This is a genomic window from Kitasatospora sp. NPDC048540 (genome assembly GCF_040651175.1).
Classification (GTDB): Bacteria; Actinomycetota; Actinomycetes; order Streptomycetales; family Streptomycetaceae; genus Kitasatospora.
The window spans coordinates 1-7,183 of the sequence record NZ_JBEZIR010000221.1 but is presented as its reverse complement, the minus strand read 5'-3'; the positions used below and the strand labels follow the sequence as shown (position 1 = coordinate 7,183).

The window sequence follows — 7,183 nt, the reverse complement described above, 5'->3', positions numbered from 1 at the left end:
CTCTCCCCCCGACCGCGGGCCCGCCGGGGGCCGCGCGGGGGGCGGGCCCCCCGCGGGGGCCCCCCCCGGCCGTCGCACCGGCGCCGGCGGGTCACTGCCGGGCGGTGGTCTCCGGGGTGATGGTGTAGATCTCCACCTCGCTGAGGTAGACCAAATCCTCGACGTACTCGGCGAGGTCGTCGTAGAGCAGGTTCTCGGTCCAGGTCCGGTGGTCGAGGATCCACTCGGCGAGGGCCGTGCGGTCGCCGCCGGCGACCAGCCGGTCGAGTTCGGCCTTGGCGGTGCCCGCCTCCTCGGCGGTGATCGACCCGTGCTCGCCGGCCTCCGCGCGGGCGAGGGTGGCGTCGATCTCCTCGCCGTAGCGCAGCACGGTCTGCAGGGCCAGGGCGCGCTTCATGTCCGCGGCGGACAGGATGCCGAACGGGTGCGAGGCGTACGTGCCGTCGGGCAGCTTGAGGGTGTTCTCGCGCTCGAAGTCGCCGCCCTCGGCCTGCGGGTCGGAGTTGACGAAGGCCACCCGGCTGCCCGGGGGAGCGGACGCCAGCAGCTGCCGGTCGGTGACGTCGGCGACCGGCTCCTGCGCCCTGGAACGGTCGGTGGCGGGGGTGCGCAGCCGGTACGGGGAGCCGAACGCCTCCTTGAACCAGAGCTTGTGGTGGCTCAGCCCGGTCGACCCGTGGTCCTTGAGGGTGAACGGCTGCCGCGCCGCCCGGTCGAACTCCGCCCGGCCGACCGCCGCCGCCCACGCACCGAGCTGCACGGCCTGCACGAAGGTGGCGCAGTCGAGCGTCCAGCCACCGGAGTTGTCCACCAGGTCGCGCACCGCGTCGTACGGGGACCTGCCGTCGCGCAGCTTCAGGTAGGCGTCGTCGCCGTGGCCCTGCTGCACCCAGTTCAGCCGGTTGAAGGCCTTGTCCCGGCCGGAGTTCTCGAACTCCGGGCCCCCGGCGAGGAGCCTGCGGGCGGTGAGGTCCACCTGCGCCCGGTACGCGTAGGCGTAGACGCTCCGGCCGGTGAGACATCCGCCGAGGCCGAGCAGCACCGCGTCCACCGAGGCGAACACCGTCCGTCCGGCCTGCGCCAGCTCCGGCAGGGCGGCGACGTAGCCGTCGTGCCAGACCACGCCGCTCGCCTCGTCGTCCGCCAACTCCCGGAGCTTCGCGAGCAGTTCCTGTCCCGTGTACCGCTGACCCGCAACCGTGTACACCGATGGTCCCCCCATCCGTTCGAACCTGCCGATTCCCCCGTGCTGGACATTAGTGACACTCCGTCAGCCTGTCCACGAATCCGGCACACCCCCGTCGCCGATCGGTACTGGACAAAGCAGCCGGTGCGGCAGAGGCTGACGGACATGGAGTTCACCCACCTCGGCCGTACCGGCCTGACCGTGTCCCGCCTGTGCCTCGGCACCATGAACTTCGGCCCGCACACCGAAGAGGCCGACGCGCACGAGATCATGGACACCGCCCACGAACAGGGCATCAACTTCTTCGACACCGCCAACGTCTACGGCTGGGGTGAGAACAAGGGCCGTACCGAGGAGATCATCGGCAGCTGGTTCGCCAAGGGCGGCGGCCGCCGCGAGCGGACCGTGATCGCCACCAAGCTCTACGGCGACATGGGGGAGTGGCCCAACGAGGGCCGGCTCTCGGCGCTCAACATCCGCCGCGCAGTCGACGCCAGCCTGCGCCGCCTGCAGACCGACCACATCGACCTGTACCAGATGCACCACGTCGACCGGGCCACGCCGTGGGACGAGATCTGGCAGGCGATGGAGGTGCTGGTCGCCCAGGGCAAGATCATTTATGTCGGCTCGAGCAACTTCGCCGGCTGGCACATCGCCCGCGCCCAGGAGACGGCCAAGGCCCGCAACTTCCTCGGCCTGACCAGCGAGCAGTCGATCTACAACCTGCTGGAGCGCAACGTCGAGCTGGAGGTGATCCCGGCCGCCCAGGAGTACGGCCTCGGCCTGATCCCGTGGTCCCCGCTGCACGGCGGACTGCTCGGCGGCGTGCTGCGCAAGGAGGCCCAGGGCGTGCGCCGCTCCACCGGCCGCTCCGCCGAGACGCTGGAGTCCAAGCGCCCGCAGCTCCAGGCGTACGAGGACCTGGCCGCTGAACTCGGCCACGAGCCCGGCGACGTGGCGCTGGCCTGGCTGCTCGCCCGGCCCGCCGTCACCGCCCCGATCGTCGGCCCGCGCACCCTGGACCAGCTGCACGCGGCCGTCCGGGCGCTGGACGTGACGCTCGACCAGAAGACCCTCGACCGGCTGGACGAGATCTTCCCGGGCCGCCGTACCGCCCCGGAGGACTACGCCTGGTAGCCGACCGGGCCCGGTACCGGCCGCCGGGTCCGCCCGGCGGCCGGCACCACCGGGAGCACCCCGCCCGGTCGCGCCCGCCCGGCGGGGCCGCCGCACCCCGGCGCACCGGCCCCGCTGCGCGGTTACCGGGCATCGGCGCCCGGACGCGTCAGGATGGCGGGGTGAAGCCGATCATCAATCAGGTCCCGTACTACTCCCAGTGGGAGTCGCCCGAGCTGGTGCCGGACATCCTGGCGGGCACCGTCCGGGCCGGTGACGACCCGCTGTGGGAACGCTCCGGCGCGGCCAGCGAGGACGAGTACGAGTACTGGTCCTGGCGGATCTGCGGGATGGCCTGCCTGCGGATGGCCCTCGACTTCTGGTGGGGCGTCGCCCCCGCCTCGATCCGGCTGGCCGAGGAGTGCCTGGCCGCCGGGGCGTACGTCCGCCACCCGGACGGCCGGCTCGACGGGCTGCTGCACCGGCCGTTCGCCGAGTACGTGCGCACCCGGTGGGGCCTGTACGCCGACGCCCGCTCCCCGCTGCCGGCCGAGGAACTCGCCGGGCAGATCGCCGAGGGCCGGCTGCTGATGCTCTCGGTGCACCCGAGCATCCGCACCCTCGACCCCGAACCACCCCGGCAGGGCGGCCACCTGGTGCTCGCGGTCGGCGCGAACGACGACGAACTGCTGATCCACAACCCGTCCGGCTTCCCGGACGGGTCGCAGCAGTACGCCCGGGTGCCCTGGGCGGACCTGCCGCGGTTCTACGCCGGGCGGGGCATCCTGCTGGGCCCGCCCCGCCGCGGCCGGGTCAGCGCAGGCACCGGACGGCGGACCGCGGCGCCGGGCCACTGAGCCGGGTCACTGGGCCCGGTCACTGGGCGGGCCCACTGGGTCGCCCCCGCGCGGAGCGGGCGGACGGATCAGCTGCCGACCGGCAGGCCGATCGGGTTGAGCTGCGGGAGCTCGGCCCGGCAGGCGGTGGAGATCGGACGCAGGGTGGTGGCCAGTTCGTCGAGCTCGGCCCGCCGGAAATCGGCCCAGACCCGGGCGGCCGCCAGGTCGGTGGCCGCCTCCAGGGCCTGGTGGCGGGCCCGGCCCTCGGCGCTGAGCGAGCCGTCCGCCTCGAGCCAGCCGCGCTCGGTCAGCCGGGCGGTGGCCGCCTCCCACTCCTGGTCCGTCCAGCCGCGGTACGGCTGCATTACCTCGCGGCGGATGTCCAGGGCGCAGCGCACCACCAGCGCCTCGCAGCCGTCCAGCCCCTCGGTGACCAGCGCGGCCACGTGGCCGTCACCGCGGTGCTCGCGCAGCACCGTGGTGGCGTGCCAGAGCCGGCCCAGCCGGCCCTCGGGACGCGGCAGGGCGGCGTTGGCGGCGGCCAGCACCCGCCCGCAGCAGTCCAGGCCGTCCACCGCCCGCTCCAGCAGCTCCACCGAGCGGTCGATCAGGTGCGGCTTCACCGGCTCCAGGACCCGCGCCAGCGCCGCCTCCGCCCCCGAGACCCGGGCCGCCAGCGCGGCCTGAGGGGTGGCCCGCCCCCAGACGTCCGGCAGCGCCCGCTCGACCATGCCGGGCGCGAAGTTGAAGAAGGCCGCGATCACCGGCGCCGCGTCCACCGGCCCGAGCGGCGCCGACCGCCCGGCGAAGTAGCCGCGCCAACTGCCCCGCAGCCCCGCCGCCTCGTACGCCGCCCGGCCCTCGGGCGAGAAGTAGGTCAGGGCGTGGACCGGCTCGAAGAGCCACCACAGGGCACGGGCAGGGTGAGCCAGCTCGGCCATCGGACACCTTTCTCGGAACGGACCGCGGTGGTCGCGGCCCTGGCACGCGTCGGGTGCGACGCGGGTCGCGGGACCGGGCCGCCGCCCGCCCGGGGCCGCGTACGCGAGATGATGTCCCCCAGAAGGCAGCGACGACCGCCCGCACCGAGTTGTGAAGGTACCCTCAAATGGCTCAGATCAACCCCAGCATCCTCTCCGCCGACTTCGCCCGCCTGGCCGAGGAGGCCGAGGCGGTCCGAGGCGCCGACTGGCTGCACGTGGACGTCATGGACAACCACTTCGTCCCCAACCTCACGCTCGGCGTCCCGGTCGTGGAGTCGCTCGCCCGGGCGACCGGCACCCCGCTGGACTGCCACCTGATGATCGAGCAGCCCGACCGCTGGGCACCGCAGTACGTCGAGGCGGGCGCGGGCTCCGTCACCTTCCACGTCGAGGCCGCCGCCGCACCCGTCCGGCTGGCCCGCGAGATCCGCGCCAAGGGCGCCCGGGCGTCGATGGCGCTGCGCCCCGCCACCCCGATCGAGCCGTACGAGGACCTGCTGCCCGAGCTCGACATGGTGCTGATCATGACGGTCGAGCCCGGCTTCGGCGGCCAGGCCTTCCTGGACATCATGCTGCCCAAGATCCGCCGCACCCGGGAGCTGATCGACAAGCACGGCCTGGACCTGTGGCTCCAGGTCGACGGCGGCGTCTCCGCGAGCACCATCGAGCGCTGCGCCGAGGCCGGCGCGGACGTCTTCGTCGCGGGCACCGCGGTGTACGGGGCCGAGGACCCGGCCGAGGCCGTGCGCGCCCTGCGGGCCCAGGCCGAGGCCGTGACCGCCACCGCCCCCTGGGCCTGCCGCCACTGACGGCCCGTCGGTCCCGGGCCCGCGGCACCGGCCGTGGGGTGCGGGACGCGGGACGCGGCCGCGTGGGGTGGCCGCGTGGGGTGGCCGACCGCCGTCGAGATGCCAAGGGGGAGCCGTGCACGAGCAGGGATCACAGACCGAACCGCGACCGGACCTGGAGCCCGGGTCGGATTCGGCCGCACCGGTACCCGGGCCGCGGCGCCGGGGGCTGCTGCGGGCCGCCGTCGGGCTGGGCGGCCTGGCGGTGGCCGGCGGCGCCGTGGGCACGGCGATGGCGGCGGACCTGCTGCCGGGCGGGGTACGGCTGCGCCGGGCGCTCGGTCTCACCGGGCCCGACGGTACGGTGCCGCAGGTCACGGCCGGGCCCGTGCACGGCGTGGACCTGCGCTCCGCGGCCCGCGGCCGCACCGTCCGGATGATCACCATGCTGCCGCCCGGCGGCCGGCCCGCCGCCGAACTGCCGGTCTGCGTGGTGCTGCACGGACGCGGCGGCGACGCGCAGGCGATGGCCGACCTCGGTCTGCCGCAGTTCCTGGCCGCCGCGGCGGCGGCGGGCACCGCGCCGTTCGCGCTGGTGGCCGTCGACGGCGGGGACGCCACCTACTGGCACGAGCGCACGCCCGGCGACGACCCGCAGCGGATGCTGCGCTCCGAACTGCCGGCCGCCCTCGCGGCGCAGGGCCTGCGCCCGCCCGGCGCCGCGCTCGGCATCTCGATGGGCGGCTCCGGCGCGCTGCGGTACGCCCGCGACCGGGGTACGGAGTTCGGCCCGGTCGCGCTGCTCAGCCCGGCGCTGTTCCGGGGCTGGCCGGACGCCCGGACCGTCGACGGCTTCCGCGACGAGGCCGACTGGCGCGAGCACGAGCCGCTGCTGCACCTCGACCGGCCGCACGGGCGCCCGCTCGGGGTCTGGTGCGGTACCGAGGACCCGTTCTGCCCGGCCGCCCGTACGCTGACCGCCCGGGCGGCGGTGGCGCGCTTCCCGCACGGCGAGCACACCGAGGGCTTCTGGCGCCGGGTCGCGCCCGAGGCGCTGTCGTTCCTCGGGCTCGCCCTGGGGCGGGGCTGACCGGCGCACCGGACCGGGGCGTGCGGCGAGAAGCGCCGGGGCGCCCGGCGGCGGGTGCTTCGCGTTCGGCCGGCGCGGGCGGATGATCGACCTCGACCGGTCCGGGTGACCGGCCGCAGCACACGACGACGGCGATGGAGCCCGGATGAGCAACCTCGACCTCAGGCCCACCCCCACCACGTGCGGCCGGGAAGCCGCCGGCGGCCCGGTGAAGGACCTGCTCACCGCCCGGACGGTACCGCTCGGCGAGTCGACGGTGGTACGGCGGCTGCTGCCGAACCTCGGGCGGCGGATGGTCGGCGCCTGGTGCTTCGTCGACCACTACGGCCCCGACGACATCGCCGACGAACCCGGCATGCAGGTCCCCCCGCACCCCCACATGGGCCTGCAGACCGTCAGCTGGCTCCACCAGGGCGAGATCCTGCACCGCGACAGCCTCGGCAGCCTGCAGACCGTCCGCCCCCGCGAACTCGGCCTGATGACCGCCGGCCACGCCATCTCGCACTCCGAGGAGTCCCCCCGCCGGCACTCCCGCCTCCTGCACGGCGCCCAGCTCTGGGTCGCCCTCCCCGACACCCACCGGCACACCGCCCCCGCCTTCGAACACCACCCCGATCTGCCCGTCGTCACCGCCCCCGGCCTCACCGCCCACCTCATCCTCGGCACCCTCGACGGCGCCACCTCCCCCGGCACCACCCACACCCCCCTCGTCGGCGCCGACCTCACCCTCCGCGAGGGCACCCGCCACCGGCTGCCCCTCGAGCCCGACTTCGAGTACGCCGTCCTCACCATGAGCGGCCGCACCGAGGTCGACGGCGTCCCCCTCGACCCCGGATCCATGCTCTACCTCGGCTGCGGCCGCGCCGAACTCCCGCTCCACGCAGACAGCGACAGCTCGCTCCTGCTCCTGGGCGGGGAACCGTTCCAGGAGAAGATCATCATGTGGTGGAACTTCATCGGCCGGACCGGAGAGGAGATCCGGCAGGCGCAGCAGCAGTGGACGGCCGGCACCCGCTTCGGCGAGGTGCACGGCTACGACGGCGACCGGCTGCCGGCCCCGCAGTTGCCCGCGACGCCCCTCAAGCCCCGGGGCCGCGCCCGCTGATCCGGCGCCCCGCCGCGGGGGGCCGCCCCCCCCCCCCCCCCCGGGGGGGGCCCCCCGCCCCGCCGGCCGGCCGCGG

At 75.2% G+C, this 7,183-nt stretch carries 7 protein-coding genes; 5 read left to right on the top strand and 2 right to left on the bottom strand.

Translation table 11 applies throughout. From position 1 onward, the window contains the following. Positions 1–91 precede the first annotated feature (91 nt). Entirely contained in the window at positions 92–1,207 is a 1,116-nt protein-coding gene (locus tag AB0D08_RS39800; RefSeq protein ID WP_359895238.1) for a hypothetical protein, read from the bottom strand. A 144-nt stretch (positions 1,208–1,351) separates the two neighbouring features. Here AB0D08_RS39800 and AB0D08_RS39795 point away from each other — a divergent pair, with 144 nt between their 5' ends. Together AB0D08_RS39795 and AB0D08_RS39790 are read left to right on the top strand one after the other, a co-directional pair. Then, the gene (locus AB0D08_RS39795; protein WP_033821508.1) at positions 1,352–2,323 is read left to right on the top strand and encodes an aldo/keto reductase; all 972 of its coding nucleotides are present in this window, start codon (positions 1,352–1,354) and stop codon (positions 2,321–2,323) included. A 161-nt stretch (positions 2,324–2,484) separates the two neighbouring features. Continuing rightward, complete coding sequence (locus AB0D08_RS39790) at positions 2,485–3,159, top strand: C39 family peptidase (protein WP_359895235.1); 675 nt, start codon at positions 2,485–2,487, stop codon at positions 3,157–3,159. A gap of 68 nt (positions 3,160–3,227) precedes the next feature. Here AB0D08_RS39790 and AB0D08_RS39785 read toward each other — a convergent pair whose 3' ends face one another. Then, a complete protein-coding gene (locus AB0D08_RS39785) occupies positions 3,228–4,082 on the bottom strand; it encodes a hypothetical protein (RefSeq protein WP_033821502.1) in 855 nt (284 codons plus the stop codon). A 167-nt stretch (positions 4,083–4,249) separates the two neighbouring features. On the opposite strand from AB0D08_RS39785, the gene rpe reads away from it, so the two are divergent. From rpe to AB0D08_RS39770, 3 genes are all read left to right on the top strand, one after another. Continuing rightward, complete coding sequence (rpe, locus tag AB0D08_RS39780; protein WP_359895233.1) at positions 4,250–4,933, top strand: ribulose-phosphate 3-epimerase; 684 nt, start codon at positions 4,250–4,252, stop codon at positions 4,931–4,933. 115 nt (positions 4,934–5,048) lie between these two features. Then, on the top strand, positions 5,049–6,002 hold the full coding sequence (locus AB0D08_RS39775) for an alpha/beta hydrolase-fold protein (protein ID WP_359895231.1): 954 nt from the start codon (positions 5,049–5,051) through the stop codon (positions 6,000–6,002). Positions 6,003–6,147: 145 nt separating this feature from the next. Beyond that, complete coding sequence (locus AB0D08_RS39770; protein WP_033821500.1) at positions 6,148–7,107, top strand: pirin family protein; 960 nt, start codon at positions 6,148–6,150, stop codon at positions 7,105–7,107. Positions 7,108–7,183 lie beyond the last annotated feature (76 nt).